Raw genomic sequence first — 14885 nt, forward strand, 5'->3', positions numbered from 1 at the left:
TGCACGTGGCACTGCGCACCGACGCGACTGGCCCTGCCGGACACTTCCCGCGTCACGCCATGCGGGGGCATGCCGGCAGCGCGCATCACTCGTCCGCGCCGGCCTGGCGCTGCAGGATGGAGCTGAACTCGTCGGCGAAGGTCTCATAGCGCACCGACAGCCGTTCCACGCGGGTGGTGAAGCGGTTGTAGGCCCACACGGCCGGAATCGCCACGAACAGACCGATGGCGGTGGCGAACAACGCTTCGGAGATACCCGGCGCCACCGCGGCGATACCGGCCTGCTCGCCGCTGCTGACCATGTCGTGCATGGTCACCATGATGCCGAACACGGTGCCGACCAGGCCGACGTACGGCGCAGTGGAGCCGATGTTGGCCAGCAGTTCGAGGTTGCGCTCGAGCTGGTCGACTTCGCGCGTGAACGCGGTGCGCATGGCACGCTGCGCGCCTTCCAGCTGCACGCGCGCATCCAGACGGCGGCGGTCGCGTAGACGCGAGAACTCGCGGAAGCCGCTTTCGAACATCGATTCCAGACCGCCTACGGTGCGGTTGCGGTCGGTGGCCGAGGCGTACAGCTTGGCCAGGTCCGCACCGGACCAGAAGCGGTTCTCGAACTCGTCGGCCTCGCGATTGGCCAGCTTGAACGCACGCGCCTTGCGGAAAATGATCACCCAGCTGATGAACGAGCCGATCAGCAGCAGCAACACGATGATCTTGACCGGGATACTGGCGCGCAGGATCAGGTCTACATAGTTGATGCTGCTGTTGTGCGCCACGCTGGCGGTCTGCGCCGCGGCAGCGGCGACGTCCTGCGGCAGTGCTTCCACTACCGTGTCCTGCAGGGCCAGGAGCAATGCAATCGACATCCGTTCGTTCCTCAGTAATCGGATTCTGGGGTTTCTAGAGCTTTCAACACGTCATACAGCGCATCGTCCATGCCACGCGGACGGAAGTCGCTGGTACCGAGCGCGGCAATACGCACCTCGGCGGTCAGCAGCACTTCGCCTTCGCGACGGACCGATTGCGCGAACAGCAGGCTGGCCCGTCTGCATCGCAGCAATACCGCCGACACTGACAGCGCGTCGTCGAGCCGGGCCGGCTTGAGGAAATCCAGTTGCATCGCGCGGACCGCAAACACCAGGTCGTGCTCCTGGCGCATACGCTCCTGCCCGTAGCCGAGCGCACGCATCCACTCCGTGCGCGCGCGTTCCATGAAGGCCACGTAGCGCGCGTGGTAGACCACCCCGCCAGCGTCGGTATCTTCCCAGTAGACGCGTGTCGGCCAACTGAATACCGGCAGGGATTGGGGATTGGAGAATGGGGATTCGATGGTCATGGGCACGGAATTTCGGTCGTGACGACCCAGGTTGGCGACCAGCAGAGCGTCGTCAAAACAGGTCTCCCGGTTCGCCGATGCCCGGGGTGCGCTCGCGCGGCACCTTCAGGCCCAGATGCAGATAGGCCTTGGGCGTGACCATGCGGCCGCGCGCCGTGCGGATCAGAAAGCCCTGCTGGATCAGGTACGGCTCGATGACGTCTTCCAGCGTGCCGCGCTCCTCCGACAGCGAGGCGGCCAGCGATTCCACGCCGACCGGGCCGCCATCGAAGTGTTCTACGATGGTGCGCAACATGCGACGGTCGAGCTCGTCAAAGCCTTCCGGATCCACTTTCAGCATCTGCATGGCCGCCTGCGCCACCGGCAGATCGATATGCCCGGCCGCCTTGACCTGGGCGTAGTCGCGCACGCGACGCAGCAGCCGGTTGGCGATACGCGGGGTGCCGCGCGCGCGGCGTGCGATTTCCGCCGCGCCTTCGGGCGTGCAGTCGATGCCCAGAATGGCCGCCGAGCGAATCACGATGCGGGTCAATTCCTGCGGGGAATAGAATTCCAGCCGCTGCACGATGCCGAAGCGGTCGCGCAAGGGCGCGGTGAGCAGGCCGGCACGGGTGGTGGCACCGATCAGGGTGAACGGCGGCAGGTCGATCTTGATCGAGCGCGCGGCCGGGCCGTCGCCGATCATGATGTCGATCTGAAAATCTTCCATCGCCGGGTACAGCACTTCTTCCACCACCGGCGAAAGGCGATGGATTTCGTCGATGAACAACACATCGTGCGGCTGCAGGTTGGTAAGCAACGCCGCCAGATCGCCGGCCTTTTCGATCACCGGGCCAGAGGTCACGCGCAGGCTCACGCCCAGCTCGTTGGCGATGACGTGACTCAGCGTGGTCTTGCCGAGCCCGGGCGGGCCGAAGATCAGCACATGATCCATCGCCTCGCCACGCGCCTTGGCCGCCTGGATGTAGATCTCCATCTGCTCGCGCACCGGCTGCTGACCGAGATAATCGGCCAGGCGCTTGGGACGAATGCTCGCATCGGCGGCGTCGTCTTCGCGGGTGGAGCTGCTGGCGATGATGCGCTGCTCAGTCATCCGGCCATCTTCTCATGCCGCGCGCGGATGGCCCAACATCTAGACATCAAGCTCGGCCTGGCGCAGCACTGCGAAGAAGGCATCGAAGCGCGCGGCGCGCCAGGTCGGCACCAGCCCTTCCCAGTTCTCGAAATAGACGACCTCCGGCTCGCATTGCGGGCCGCGCGCGCGGTAGTCCAGGCACAGCAGGCTATCGACGTTATGGCAAGACAGCACCAGCACCTGATCCAGGCCGGCGTGCAGGCAGGCCGCAGCGCGGAAGTCACTCCGGTCTTCGAAGGCATCGGCAAAATCCAGCACGCTGCGGATCTGCGCCAGCGGCGATAGATCGCGATCCACCAGCACGCATTCCCAATCCACGTAGTGATCGGACGGAAAACGGGTACGCGGCACCCAGCACCAGCCGGTATCGCCCCCGTCCTGGACACTGTAGAGACGCTTGAACAATGCCGGCAGGCGCACGCCCAGGCGTGCTTCGGCCTCAGCGAAGGCATCGGCGTCCGCTGCGGCTCCGCCGTCGTTCCGCCCATCGGCGCCGCTCCAGAACGTGGTCAATGCCGGCGGCTGCGGCTGCCACTGCACCACATCTGCGCCGTGCTTGGCCTGCAACGCGGGGGACCAATAGTGGACATCGACCAACTGCGCCAGCAGGTCCTCCACGTTGGCGAACACCGCCAACCGGCGCTTGTCGCCTGCATCGACGTAGACCAGTGTGGGCTCGGCACCGGATGCGGAGTAGTCCAGGCACAGCGCCCGGCTCGGCGAACGGTCATCGGCCGCGATGACGATCAGATGGCGATCATCGCCACCGGCAGCAAGCCCGGCAAACGCGTCGTCGCGGTACTCCTCGCGGGCACGCACTTGCGCAAAGGAAAACAGCTCCGCACTGCCGAGCAGGCGCGCGCGCGGGAACAGCCATTCGGCCTTGAGCCAGTTGCCAGGCTCATCCAGGGACTGACCACGCGCCATCTGCACCGCGCCGCCGTCGTAGCGTGCGTACAACTCACGCAGCCAGGCCGGCAGGCGGACACCGAGCCGCGCTTGCGCCGCCGCGATCGCGGCCTCGGTGGCCGGCACGCGCCCGAGGTTGAGTGCGTCATCCCAGAAGGTGTCCAGGCTCGGTGCGCGCCCGTAGACCATCCACTTGAGCGCGGCCACGCTCAGATCTCCACTTGCGCGCCCAACTCGACCAGGCGGTTACCGGGGATGCGGAAGAATCCGGTGGCCGGAGCGGCATTGCGATGCATCAGGGCGAACAGCTTGTCGCGCCAGATCGGCATGCCGCGATTGGCGCTGGCCACGATGGTTTCGCGGCTGGCGAAATAGGTGGTGTCCATCGGATCGAAATAGATCCCGCCCTGATCGCAGGAGCGCATCAGCGCCAGCGGCACGTCCGGGGTCTCCATGAAACCGAAGCGCACATGCACGCGGTAGAACTCGTCGCCGATCGCGTCGATCTTGAGCCGTTTCCCGGCGGCCGCGTACGGCACCTGCAGGGTTTCCACGGTCAGGAACACGTTGCGCTCGTGCAGCACCTTGTTGTGCTTGAGGTTATGCATCAGCGCGTGCGGCACCACCATCGGGTCGGCGGTCAGGAACACCGCCGTGCCGGGCACGCGCACCGGCGGCGCCAGCATCAACCCGGGCAGGAAGGTGTCCAGCTTGATACCGTCCTTGCGGATCTCGTCGTGCAGCAGCTTGCGGCCGCGGCGCCAGGTACGCATCAGGGTGAACAGGATCAGGCCCAGCAACAACGGGAACCAGGCGCCGTCCAGGAACTTGATGATGTTGGCGTAGAAGAACGCGCAGTCCACGGCCAGGAACACCAGCGCGAACAACCACAGCAGCGGCGCCGGCACGCGCGGGTTGGCACGCGCGTAGATGATCATCAACACGGTGGTGATCAGCATGGTGCCGGTCACCGAAACGCCGTACGCGGTGGCCAACGAGGCCGAGTCGCCGAAACCGATCACGGCCACCGCCACCAGCGCCAGCAGGCACCAGTTCACCGCCGGCACATAGATCTGGCCGATGGTGGAGTGCGAGGTATGGCGAATGTGCATGCGCGGGATGTAGCCGAGCTGCATGGCCTGGCTGGCCACCGAATAGGCGCCGGTGATCAGCGCCTGCGAGGCGATCACCGTGGCTGCAGTGGCGAGCACGATCATGGGGTACAGCGCCCACTCGGGCACCGCCTCGTAGAACGGGTTGCTGACCGCGGCCGGGTTGCGCAGCATCAGCGCGCCCTGCCCCAGGTAGGTCAAGGTCAGCATCGGCAGGACCACGAACTGCCACGAGCGGCGGATCGCCTTGGCGCCGAAATGGCCCATGTCCGCGTACAGCGCTTCGCCACCGGTCACTGCCAGCACCACTGCGCCCAGCACGAACACCGCATGCCAGTTGTGTTGCGCGAAGAAGCGCACGCCCCACCACGGATTCAGCGCATGCAGCACTTCCGGTGCGCGGGCCATGTTGTAGACGCCGATCGCGCCCAACGCGAAGAACCAGAGCAGTGTGATCGGCCCGAATGCCTTGCCGACACGTTCGGTACCGAAGCGCTGCGCAAGGAACAGCATGCCCAGTACCACCAAGGTGATCGGCACCACGAACGGCTCCAGCCTGGGCGCAGCCACCTCCAGGCCCTCCACCGCCGACAGCACCGAAATCGCCGGGGTGATGACGCCGTCGCCAAAGAACAGCGAGGCACCGAAGATGCCGAGGATGCCGACCACGTACATCGAACGCGAACCGCCCGGCAGGGTGCGTTGCGCCAGCGCGGTCAGCGCCATGATGCCGCCCTCGCCGTCGTTGTCGGCGCGCATGATCACGGTGACGTACTTGAGCGTGACCACCAGCATCAGCGCCCAGAACACCAGCGACAGGATGCCCAGCACGGTGTCGTGGTCCGGGGTCAGCCCGTAGTGCGGCGAAAACGCTTCCTTGAGCGTATACAGCGGGCTGGTACCGATATCGCCGAAGACGACGCCGATCGCGCCGATGACCAGGGCGGTCTGGCTGTTGGCGGGCGCGTGGCTGGAGCCGGCTGATTTGGGGGTGTGGGACATGAGGTGGGCAGTTTTCGCCAGACAGCGTGAAGATGATGAGGGAGCCAGCACCTGTCGAAGGTGCCTGCACTGACGTCACAGACACCCAAGGTACGGGCTGGCCGCGGGCAAGGATGCGCAGTGTACGGGCCGCCCCTGTCGATGCCGAGTGCCGGCCGCGCCCGCTTTGCGGCCAGGCGATGGTTCGTGGCCGCGCTCAGCGCAGCGCGGCTTGCAGTGCCTTGCGGATGACCGTGGCGACCTCGTCGCCTTCTGCACCGGCGTCGCGCGCCATGCGGGCGGCCTCGGCCGGCTTGTAGCCCAGCTGTTGCAAGGCCACGGTGGCTTCGGAAACGGCGTCGGGCCCCAACTGGCCGGTGATCGGGGCGCCGCTGCTGAAATCGGCCGCGCGGTCGCGCAGTTCCACCACCATGCGCTCGGCGGTCTTCTTGCCGATGCCGGGAATGCGCGTCAGCGCGGTGATGTCGCCGCTGGTGATCAGGCGGGCGAACTCGTCCACGCTGACCCCGGACAACACCGCCAGCGCAATCTTGGCGCCGATACCGGTGACCTTCTGCACATCGCGGAACAACCGCCGCTCGCCTTCGCGCAGGAAACCGTACAGCGCGACGCTGTCTTCCTTCTGCGCGTAATGGGTGAACAGGATCACGTCGCGACCGACATCGGGCAGATCGTAGAAGGTGCTCATCGGCGCCTCCAGCTCATACCCCACCCCACCCACGTCGATCACCAGCCACGGCGGCTGCTTGTAGGCCAGGATCCCGCGCAGACGGCCGATCATTGGGCACCGCCGTTGTGGTGCCGGGATTGGGGATTCGAGATTGGGGATTGGCGAACTCCCTCGCTGCCGTTGACGACGGCTGCGCACCGCCGAAGCGGTACAGCGCACGCGAACTCGCGGTTGCGAATCCCCAATCCCAAATCCCGAATCCCGATTGTCATTTCTTGCGGCTCCAGGCCTGTTGGGTATTGACGCCCAGGCGTTGCGCGGTGGCGCGCACGTGGGCGTGAGTGATGGCGACCGCCAATGCGTCGGCGGCGTCGGGCTGCAGCTTGCCTTTCAGGTTGAGCATGATGCCGACCATGTGCTGGACCTGCACCTTGTCCGCGCCGCCCTTGCCGACCAACGCCAGCTTGACTTCGGTGGCAGCGTACTCGTGCACCGGCAGGTCGCGCATGACCACCGCGCAGATCGCCGCGCCGCGCGCGTGGCCGAGCTTGAGCGCCGAAGCGGCGCTCTTGCCCATGAACACCCTTTCGATCGCCACCTCATCCGGCCGGTAGGTCTCGATCAGCTCGCCCAGCCCCTGCAGCAGCCGCTTGAGCCGTTGGGAGAAATCACCCTCCCCCAGCAGCATCAGCGGCGCGTGGTGCACATGCCGGCTGCGACCGTCCTCGTCGATATCGATGATGCCGATGCCGGTGCGCTGCGAACCGGGATCGATGCCCAGGATGCGGGTCATCTGGAAGCCGGGATTGGGGATTGGGGATTGGGGATTGGCGCAACGCACACAATGCAGCGGTCGCTTCGCTGTTGCGAATCCCGAATGCCCAATCCCGCCATCCCCATCTTCATTTACGCGCCAAGCGCCGCTTGATCGACGTTCGAATACACGTCCTGTACGTCGTCCAGGTCTTCGAGCATGTCCAGCAGCTTGCGGACCTGCACGGCGGTCTCGCCGTCCACGGCGATGTCGTTGTCGGCGCGGAAGGTGATTTCGGCGTGCGCCGGTTCCAGCCCGGCACCGACCAGGGCGTCCCTGACCTGGGCGAAGGCGTCCGGGGCGGTCAGCACATCGATGGCGCCGTCTTCCGGGTACACCACCACATCGTCGGCGCCGGCTTCAATGGCGGCATCGGTGAGGGTGTCTTCATCGATGCCGGCAGCGAAGCTCAGCACGCCCAGGCGCTTGAACATGAAGGCCACCGAGCCCTCGGTGCCCATGTTGCCGCCGCATTTGCTGAAGGCATGGCGCACGTCGGCCACGGTGCGCACGCGGTTGTCGGTCAGGCAGTCCACGATCACCGCCACGCCGCCGGGCGCGTAGCCCTCGTAGCGCACTTCTTCGTATTCCACCCCTTCCAGCTCGCCGGTGGACTTCTTGATGGCGCGCTCCATCACGTCCTTGGACATGTTCGACGACAGGCCCTTGTCCATGGCCGTCCGCAGACGCGGATTATTGGACGGGTCGCCGCCGCCGGCGCGGGCCGCCACGCTGATCTCGCGGATGATCTTGGTAAACATCTTGCCGCGCTTGGCGTCGGAGGCGTTCTTGCGGCCTTCGATCGAGGGACCTCTACCCATGGGTGGTTCCAGACTGGCTTCAATGACAGGGCGCGGATTTTACCTGATGCCGCCCTATTACGTGGCGGCGGTCGCCTTGCTGGAACCGCGACTAGCCAGTAGGCCAGCGCCTGGCGCGTCCCGGCGGTCGCAGCCCATAGCCACGCCGGTAGACGTCAACGTAGCCGCCACGTGCACGAGCTTGCGACCGGATGTTGTTCAAGAGTGCTGGCGTGGACCAGATCGATCGCACTGCGCCCTCGCTCGTCCATGGCCATACCCGAAAGCTCGCCAGAACCGCATCAGCTCCCACGTCCATCCCCGGAGCACATTCCCCGTCGACCTTACCCCGTCCGATAGCTTGCGGGCACGGCCGCGTGCCCAGCGCTCACCGCCACCATCCTGCAATGCGGCCTCGGCCGCGCTGCCGCAGGCTAGTTGTTAGAATTGTGTTTTATTTTGATTGATATCACAATTTTCTTTTGCCGTCCGTTTGTCCTTTTAAGAAAGCTCATCCGTAGCCGCTAAGCAAGATGGCTGTCTTTGCGCTTGCGCGCATCGACGGCGCCTTCTTCGGCCCAATTGCTCCGGTCGCCCTGAGAGGGCGCGCGGGATCGGCAGGAAGCGAAGTAATTCAATCACACAACCGCTCAAAAACCAGCGAGCACTAACTCCGGATCCCGCCGAGGCCAAATCAGCGGTTGGCGAAAGAGTGGAAGCAAAGCAGGTCATGCAGCCAGCAAGGGGAATCGTTACATGTATAAAAAGGGAATCGTCCTGGCATCCTGCGTCGCCGTCGCGGCAGGTGCCTGGCTTGGAAGTCACGCGTGGGATCATGCATCTGCGGCTGCTATACCCACCGCCGCCGGCGCAGCGCGCCATGGCCCCTCGAAAACATCTCAGCCCACGCCAGCGAAGCTTGCTGCGGCAGCATCGAGCTATTTCGACGCCCCGGACCAAGGCACCCTGGTCTCCTACGTCGAACATGCGACCCCGACCAAGGAAGGTCCCTTCGCTCTCTACCCTGCGCGCATCAGCGAAAGCTACGCGCTGCGGGCCGCGATCGAAGGCAAAATGACGGTCGTCGCGCCGGATGGCACCCGCCTGGAGATGGATTATGTCCGTCATACCGAGGGCAAGAACGGCAATTGGACCTGGGTTGGCCGCTTGCCCGGCGCGCAGGTCGGCGAAGAGTCGGTCATCACGTTCGGCAAGAAAGCGGTCTTCGGCTCGCTCGGCAGCAGCGGCGGCCGGGTTTATCGAATCTCCACCGTCAACGGACAGCCCTATGTGATGGCTGCTGCGGAAGTAGCCCTTCGCTCGGCTGCCCCCAGCAGGCGCCACGACGCCAAGCAGGTCCCACCGACCGCTAACGCTTCATCGCTGGCGTCCCTACCTTCCACTGGCATCGTCCCGAACTTCACCAGCTTGAATCAGGTGAATGCTGCTGCGGGTACGACCTCGACCAATACCATCGACGTCGTGCTCGGCTATACCCCAGAGTACAAGACGTATCGGGGTGGCGAAGCGGCCATCGAGACCGTTCTGACCAATCTGGTCGAAGTCGCCAACCAGGCGTTTGCCAATGCGAACGTGCAGGCGCGCTATCGCTTGGTCGGCACCATCGAAGTCGGCTACGTCAACAACAGCGACAATTCCCAAGCGCTGGACGAGCTCACCTGGGTAACGGCCTATAACGACGCCTTCCGCCCGATTCGCCAGATTCGCGAGAACTATGGCGCCGACCTGGTGGGTCTGGTCCGCCGCTTTGACGCTACCAGCCAGGGCAACTGTGGCGTCGCCTGGGTCAACGGCCAGACAGACTCTCGTTATGCGTACGCGATTGTTTCCGATGGTGTCGACGGCAGTTACTACTGCCCTTCGACCACGCTTGGACACGAGCTCGGACATCTGCTCGGATCGCAGCACCAGCGGGAAACCGGAAACGAGACGGGTTACAACTTCGGCCATCGCAGCGATGTGGGCAGCTTCCACACCGTCATGGCCTATGGCATCAATGGCCAGCGTGAAGTGAACATCTATTCGACTCCCGCCAGCATGTCTTGTTACGGCCAGGCCTGCGGCGTGATCGGCCAAGCCGACAATGCAACTGCCTTCATTTTCACCGTTCCCAACATCACCCAGTTCCGCGCAACTGTCGTGCCGTTCGATGACTCCAGTTCTCCTGGGCAAATCGTCGGACCTTCCGGCAAGTGCTTAGACGTGGTGGGCGGCAGTACCGGCAATGGCGCCCAGACCCAGGTCTGGGCATGCAATGGCATGCGGCAGCAGAAGTGGCAGTGGCAAAACGTCAGCCGTTCGCTGCGCAGCAATGGCACCGACAAGGTGCTGGATATCGCCGGGGTAAATAGCAACAACGGCGCCAGCATCCAGCTCTACCAAACTATGAACTCTGCAAACCAACGCTGGAACTTCCGCTCGGCCGCCATCATCGCCACGGGCGGCAAGGTCCTGGACGTGACCAACGGAAGCTCTGCCAACGGTGCGCGCCTGCAGACCTGGGACAACCTTGGTGGCGCAAACCAGCGCTGGAATTTCAATCCCACCACCGGAGCGATCCAGGTGTCCAGCGGGCGATGCCTAGACGTGATGGCTGGAGGCGTGAATAGCGGCACTGCAGTGCAGCTGTATGACTGCTTGGGCAACAAGTTCCAGAAGTGGACACTGGGCAAGAACGGCTCGATCATCGGCTACGGCGGCAACTGCCTTGAGGCGAGCGGCACCACGGGCGCGAACGGCAATACCATACGGATGGCGACGTGCAATGGAAGTGCGGCGCAAGCCTGGCGTATCCGCGGGCAGATCCGCAGTGATCTCAACAACAAGTGCCTGGACGACTCAGCGGGTGGCGCGACCAACGGCGCTCGTGTGCAGATGTGGGAATGCCTGGGCAATCCCAACCAAACCTGGGAAGTACAGCCCAACTAATTAGTCCAGTTAGATGACACCGAGGGGCGTGCCGCTGGTTCCATTGCCGTTTTTTCGTGCATCCACACGAATACTGGCAGGAAGCAACGGTACGCCCCGCGGCTTTTCAGGCGATTACACTGGCCCACGCAACGTGTGCGCGGCCACCGAACGCCGAACTGCCGGCGCCTGCATGGACATGCCCCATCAAGCTACTTCGACGCTCAAGCGTCCATGAAAGCCTTGCACAGCAGCACGCAGCTAAGGTCATGCGGATTGCCGTTGAGCTGCACGACTCCATTGAGCGCTTAGCAGCACAGGTCGCCGAGGTTTCCGGCCACGCGCCAATCCACTGAGTGGGGACCTGACGCCCCAGCCGCTGCGGCGCGATCTAAAACACGCCACTACGCCAGCCGCAGCGCTGGCCCAGCCTATCGGATACAGCGGCGCTGGCGCACCCCGACGAATGCCGCTACGCGAGAGGCCGCAAGAGTGGCGTCATGCGCCGATGGCAGCTCCTTTCGCTTCATCAGTTAGTCAGATGGCTTGGATAGCCGAGCATGAGTTGCGCGCTCGACCGACTGGATCCTAAGCAGATTTGGACGTGTCCAAGCTCGCTGAAGACCGCGCACAGACTGATTGCCGCCACCTTACGCGGTGGCGGCCTCAGCGCTGAAACCGCCCCGTATCCAAGAAAGCCAAGGTCTGCCGCGCGGCGGCAGGCGACAGCAGCAGACCACTATGGCTGGCGCGGACCACGCAGTGGTCACGCAGGCCCGGCAGCTGCGTTTCGGCCAGGCTCACGGTTCCGTCCGACACCTCGCCGAGCGGGGCCAACCAGCGCCCCAGTCCGCGCGGCACGCAGCCGGCCACCTGGCCGATCTCGGCCGCGCCGTCCCAGCACCCCAGGCCCTGTTGCAGCAAGTCGGCGCTGCGCCCCATCGCCCGTGGCAGGCCGCGTCTGGCCAGCCCACGCGCCACACTACTGCCGGCCAACGGGCTGCCCAGGCAGACCACCCGTCGCACCGGCAGATCAGGCGCACTACGCAAGGCCTGCGCGGCGATCAAGCCGCCAAGGCTATGGCACACCAGCGCCTGCACGCCAGTCGCGCGCAGGCGGGCGATCAACTGCGGCACTGCCTGCGCCGGGCCACCCAGGACGCTGGCGTAGCCGAACAGCGCCGGTCGATACCCGCCCTGCCGCAACCGACGCGCCAGTGGCAGCAACCAAAGCGGGGAATTCCAGATGCCGTGCACCAGCAGGACATCGGCCAGCGTTCCGCTACTGGCGTCTGCTGATGCAGCCACGCGCGTGGGCACGGCAGGCGGAGACGGCATCCGAAGGACGTTCAGTGCGGCGACGGGCTCGGTTCCCGCCGCAGGATGTATTCGCGGTCAACGATCTTGCCCACCGGAAAATCGTATTCGCCCACCTTTTCGAAACCATAGCGGGCGTAGAAGCGCTGCGCGCCGAAATTCTCCGACCACACGCCGATCCACAACGTGCGTGGGCCATCGCGCTCCAACCATTGCAGCGCAGTTTCGAACAATCGGCTGCCCCAGCCGCTGTTCTGATAGTCCTTCAGCAGATACAACCGCTTCAGCTCCCCATCGCCGGGACGCACCTGATCGTGCGGCAGCCCGCAGGGGCCGGCGGCCGCATGGCCGACCAGCAGGTTGTCCATCTCCAGCAGCCAGATCGCGTAATCCGGATGCGACAGCACGGTGCGCGCGCGCTCCACGGCATAGGTCTCTTCCAGAAAACCGCGCAGGTCCTCTTCCGGATACAGATGCCCGAAGGTTTCGGTAAAGGTCTGCGCGGCCAGAAGCGACAGCGCTTCGGCATCGTCCGGCGTGGCGCGGCGAATGCGAGTCATGCGGGCCCCTCTGGCAAGTCGACGCGGCAGCTTCTCGCATGCTGCGGCGTTGCTGCAAGTGGGGAATCGGGAATGGGGAATGGGCGAGCGCCCTGCGAGTCGGGCACCAGATGCTTCTGCTCGGCTGGTGGTCTTACCACCCAGAGGCCTGGTTGCCGCGTGCGTTGGAATTGCCGCGCGTATCGGAGCGGCATGCAAAAAACGCGCTGCGTCACCCGCTAGAGCTTGGGTGCAGTTGCTGACAAGCACTCAGGGTGACGGAAAATCGCGGTGCGCGATTGCTTGGCAGTTAGTTACGCACGCCACGCTGCGCATGCAGTGGTTCGATACGCGCGTTGCGTGCAGCGCAGATCGGCCAGCAACGCCTTGCGCCAGCTGCCCGCTGCGCATGAACAGCACGGCCACGCAATGGGCGTGGCCGTGTGTGCGATGACGGGTCAGACCTGCTTCGGGCGCACCTGCACGTGCACTTCGGCGAGCTGGTCGGCAGCGATCGGCGACGGGGCGTCGGTCATCAGATCCTGCGCGCCGGTGGTCTTGGGGAACGGGATCACGTCGCGGATGGACTCGGTACCGGCCATCAGCGCGGCGATGCGGTCGATACCGAAGGCAATGCCGCCATGCGGCGGCGCGCCGTAGTTCAACGCGTCCAGCAGGAAGCCGAACTTGGCGCGCGCTTCTTCGGCGCCGATGCCGAGCAGTTCGAACACGGCGCTCTGCATGTCCGGGCGGTGGATACGGATCGAGCCGCCGCCGATTTCGTTGCCGTTGAGCACCATGTCGTAACCGCGCGAGACCGCGGTGCGGGCGTTGGCGCGCAGGTCGGCAATATCGTCCACCGCCGGTGCGGTGAAGGGGTGATGCAACGCGACGTAACGCTGCGCCTCCTCGTCCCATTCGAACATCGGGAAGTCGGTGACCCACAGCGGCGCCCAGCCGTCGGCGACCAGGTTGAAGTCCTTGCCGGCCTTCAGGCGCAGCGCGCCCATGAAGTCGGACACCTTGGTGTAGCCGCCGGCACCGAAGAACACGATGTCGCCATTGCCGGCGCCGACATGCTTGAGCAGCGCGGCGAAGGATTCTTCGCTGAAGAACTTGGCGATCGGCGAACTGACCTCGCCGGTCTCCGACAGCTTGATGTAGGCCAGGCCCTTGGCGCCGTATTTGGCGGCGTGCGCTGCGTATTCGTCGATCTGCTTGCGCGACAGGCTGGCGCCACCGGGAATGCGCAGCGCGGCAACGCGGCCATCGGCATCGTCGGCGGCAGCGGTGAACACCGGGAATTGGCTGGCCTTGACCAGCTCGGCCACGTCGACCAGTTCCAGCGCGATACGCAGGTCCGGCTTGTCCGACCCAAAGCGGCGCATCGCCTCGGCCCAGGTCATGCGCGGGAACTGCGCCGCCAGGTCGACATCCACCACTTCCTTAAAAATGGCGCGGATCATGTCTTCGACGAAATCCTGCACGTCGCGCTCGCGCACGAAGGCGAATTCCATGTCGAGCTGGGTGAATTCCAGCTGGCGGTCGGCACGCAGCGCTTCGTCGCGGAAGCAGCGCGCGATCTGATAGTAACGGTCGAAGCCGGCCACCATCAGGATCTGCTTGAACAGCTGCGGGCTCTGCGGCAAGGCGTAGAACTCGCCCGGATGCATGCGCGCCGGCACCAGGAAGTCGCGCGCGCCTTCCGGGGTGGCCTTGGTCAGGATCGGGGTTTCGATGTCCTGGAAATCGCGCGCATCCAGATGCCGCCGCAGCGCCTGCACCAGCTTGATGCGGGTGCGCTGCATGCGCTGCATTTCCGGCCGGCGCAGGTCCAGGTAGCGGTACTTCAGGCGGGTTTCTTCGCCCGGGTTTTCGTGCGCGTGGAACGGCAGTGGCGCGGCCTTGTTGAGGATGCTGATGCGCGTGGCGATCACTTCCACCTTGCCGCTGCGCAGCTTGTCGTTGACCGCATGACGCGCGCGCACCACACCTTCCACCTGCAACACGTCCTCGTAGCCCAGGCTGGCGGCCACCTTGAACAGCTCTGCGCTGGCGTCGTCGCCGGCCACCGGCTCCACCGTCACCTGCACGATGCCTTCGTGGTCGCGCAGGTCGATGAAGCACACCCCGCCCAGGTTGCGGGCCACGTCGGTCCAGCCGGCGAGAGTGACGGTTTGGCCGATCAAGGTCTCATCGACCAGGCCGCAGAAGTGGGTACGCATCGAAAGCTCCGCTGAAAACCCGACGCAGGACAGCGCCGGAAAGCCGGATATTCTGGGGCCGGCGAGCGGCAGGAGCAAATGCGCGGGCGCTCATGGGCG

Annotated in this window: 12 protein-coding genes; 1 reads left to right on the forward strand and 11 read right to left on the reverse strand. The window is 65.0% G+C overall.

Features of this window, described 5'->3' with window-relative positions:
- Positions 1-85 precede the first annotated feature (85 nt).
- The 8 genes from tolQ to ACDH77_RS15040 all read right to left on the reverse strand — a co-directional run bounded on the left by tolQ (position 86) and on the right by ACDH77_RS15040 (position 7798).
- Positions 86-865: a protein TolQ gene (gene tolQ, locus ACDH77_RS15005; RefSeq protein ID WP_008578063.1), complete on the reverse strand. Its 780-nt coding sequence runs from the start codon at positions 863-865 to the stop codon at positions 86-88.
- 11 nt (positions 866-876) lie between these two features.
- Positions 877-1335, reverse strand: a complete 459-nt coding sequence (gene ybgC / locus ACDH77_RS15010; protein WP_008578064.1) for a tol-pal system-associated acyl-CoA thioesterase — start codon at positions 1333-1335, stop codon at positions 877-879.
- A gap of 52 nt (positions 1336-1387) precedes the next feature.
- A complete protein-coding gene (gene ruvB, locus ACDH77_RS15015; protein ID WP_031423772.1) occupies positions 1388-2428 on the reverse strand; it encodes a Holliday junction branch migration DNA helicase RuvB in 1041 nt (346 codons plus the stop codon).
- Positions 2429-2467: 39 nt separating this feature from the next.
- Positions 2468-3586: an SMI1/KNR4 family protein gene (locus ACDH77_RS15020; RefSeq protein WP_372353527.1), complete on the reverse strand. Its 1119-nt coding sequence runs from the start codon at positions 3584-3586 to the stop codon at positions 2468-2470.
- A 2-nt stretch (positions 3587-3588) separates the two neighbouring features.
- Complete coding sequence (locus tag ACDH77_RS15025) at positions 3589-5493, reverse strand: potassium transporter Kup (protein ID WP_008578069.1); 1905 nt, start codon at positions 5491-5493, stop codon at positions 3589-3591.
- Positions 5494-5689: 196 nt separating this feature from the next.
- On the reverse strand, positions 5690-6274 hold the full coding sequence (gene ruvA, locus ACDH77_RS15030; protein ID WP_008578070.1) for a Holliday junction branch migration protein RuvA: 585 nt from the start codon (positions 6272-6274) through the stop codon (positions 5690-5692).
- A gap of 157 nt (positions 6275-6431) precedes the next feature.
- Positions 6432-6956 carry a crossover junction endodeoxyribonuclease RuvC gene (gene ruvC / locus ACDH77_RS15035; protein ID WP_011348275.1) on the reverse strand — a complete coding sequence of 175 codons (525 nt, stop codon included), beginning with the start codon at positions 6954-6956 and terminating at the stop codon, positions 6432-6434.
- A gap of 113 nt (positions 6957-7069) precedes the next feature.
- On the reverse strand, positions 7070-7798 hold the full coding sequence (locus ACDH77_RS15040; RefSeq protein WP_218558952.1) for a YebC/PmpR family DNA-binding transcriptional regulator: 729 nt from the start codon (positions 7796-7798) through the stop codon (positions 7070-7072).
- A gap of 735 nt (positions 7799-8533) precedes the next feature.
- Here ACDH77_RS15040 and ACDH77_RS15045 point away from each other — a divergent pair.
- The gene (locus ACDH77_RS15045) at positions 8534-10726 is read left to right on the forward strand and encodes a ricin-type beta-trefoil lectin domain protein (protein ID WP_031423777.1); all 2193 of its coding nucleotides are present in this window, start codon (positions 8534-8536) and stop codon (positions 10724-10726) included.
- Between the two features lie 645 nt (positions 10727-11371).
- Here the strand turns inward: ACDH77_RS15045 and ACDH77_RS15050 are convergent.
- The 3 genes from ACDH77_RS15050 to aspS all read right to left on the reverse strand — a co-directional run bounded on the left by ACDH77_RS15050 (position 11372) and on the right by aspS (position 14786).
- Positions 11372-12043: an esterase/lipase family protein gene (locus ACDH77_RS15050; protein ID WP_031423779.1), complete on the reverse strand. Its 672-nt coding sequence runs from the start codon at positions 12041-12043 to the stop codon at positions 11372-11374.
- Between the two features lie 11 nt (positions 12044-12054).
- On the reverse strand, positions 12055-12582 hold the full coding sequence (locus ACDH77_RS15055) for a GNAT family N-acetyltransferase (protein ID WP_031423781.1): 528 nt from the start codon (positions 12580-12582) through the stop codon (positions 12055-12057).
- A 437-nt stretch (positions 12583-13019) separates the two neighbouring features.
- Positions 13020-14786, reverse strand: a complete 1767-nt coding sequence (gene aspS, locus ACDH77_RS15060; protein WP_008578077.1) for an aspartate--tRNA ligase — start codon at positions 14784-14786, stop codon at positions 13020-13022.
- Between the last annotated feature and the right edge of the window lie 99 nt (positions 14787-14885).

The sequence above is a fragment of the Xanthomonas axonopodis pv. maculifoliigardeniae genome (genome assembly GCF_041519315.1).
Lineage (GTDB): Bacteria > Pseudomonadota > Gammaproteobacteria > Xanthomonadales > Xanthomonadaceae > Xanthomonas > Xanthomonas euvesicatoria.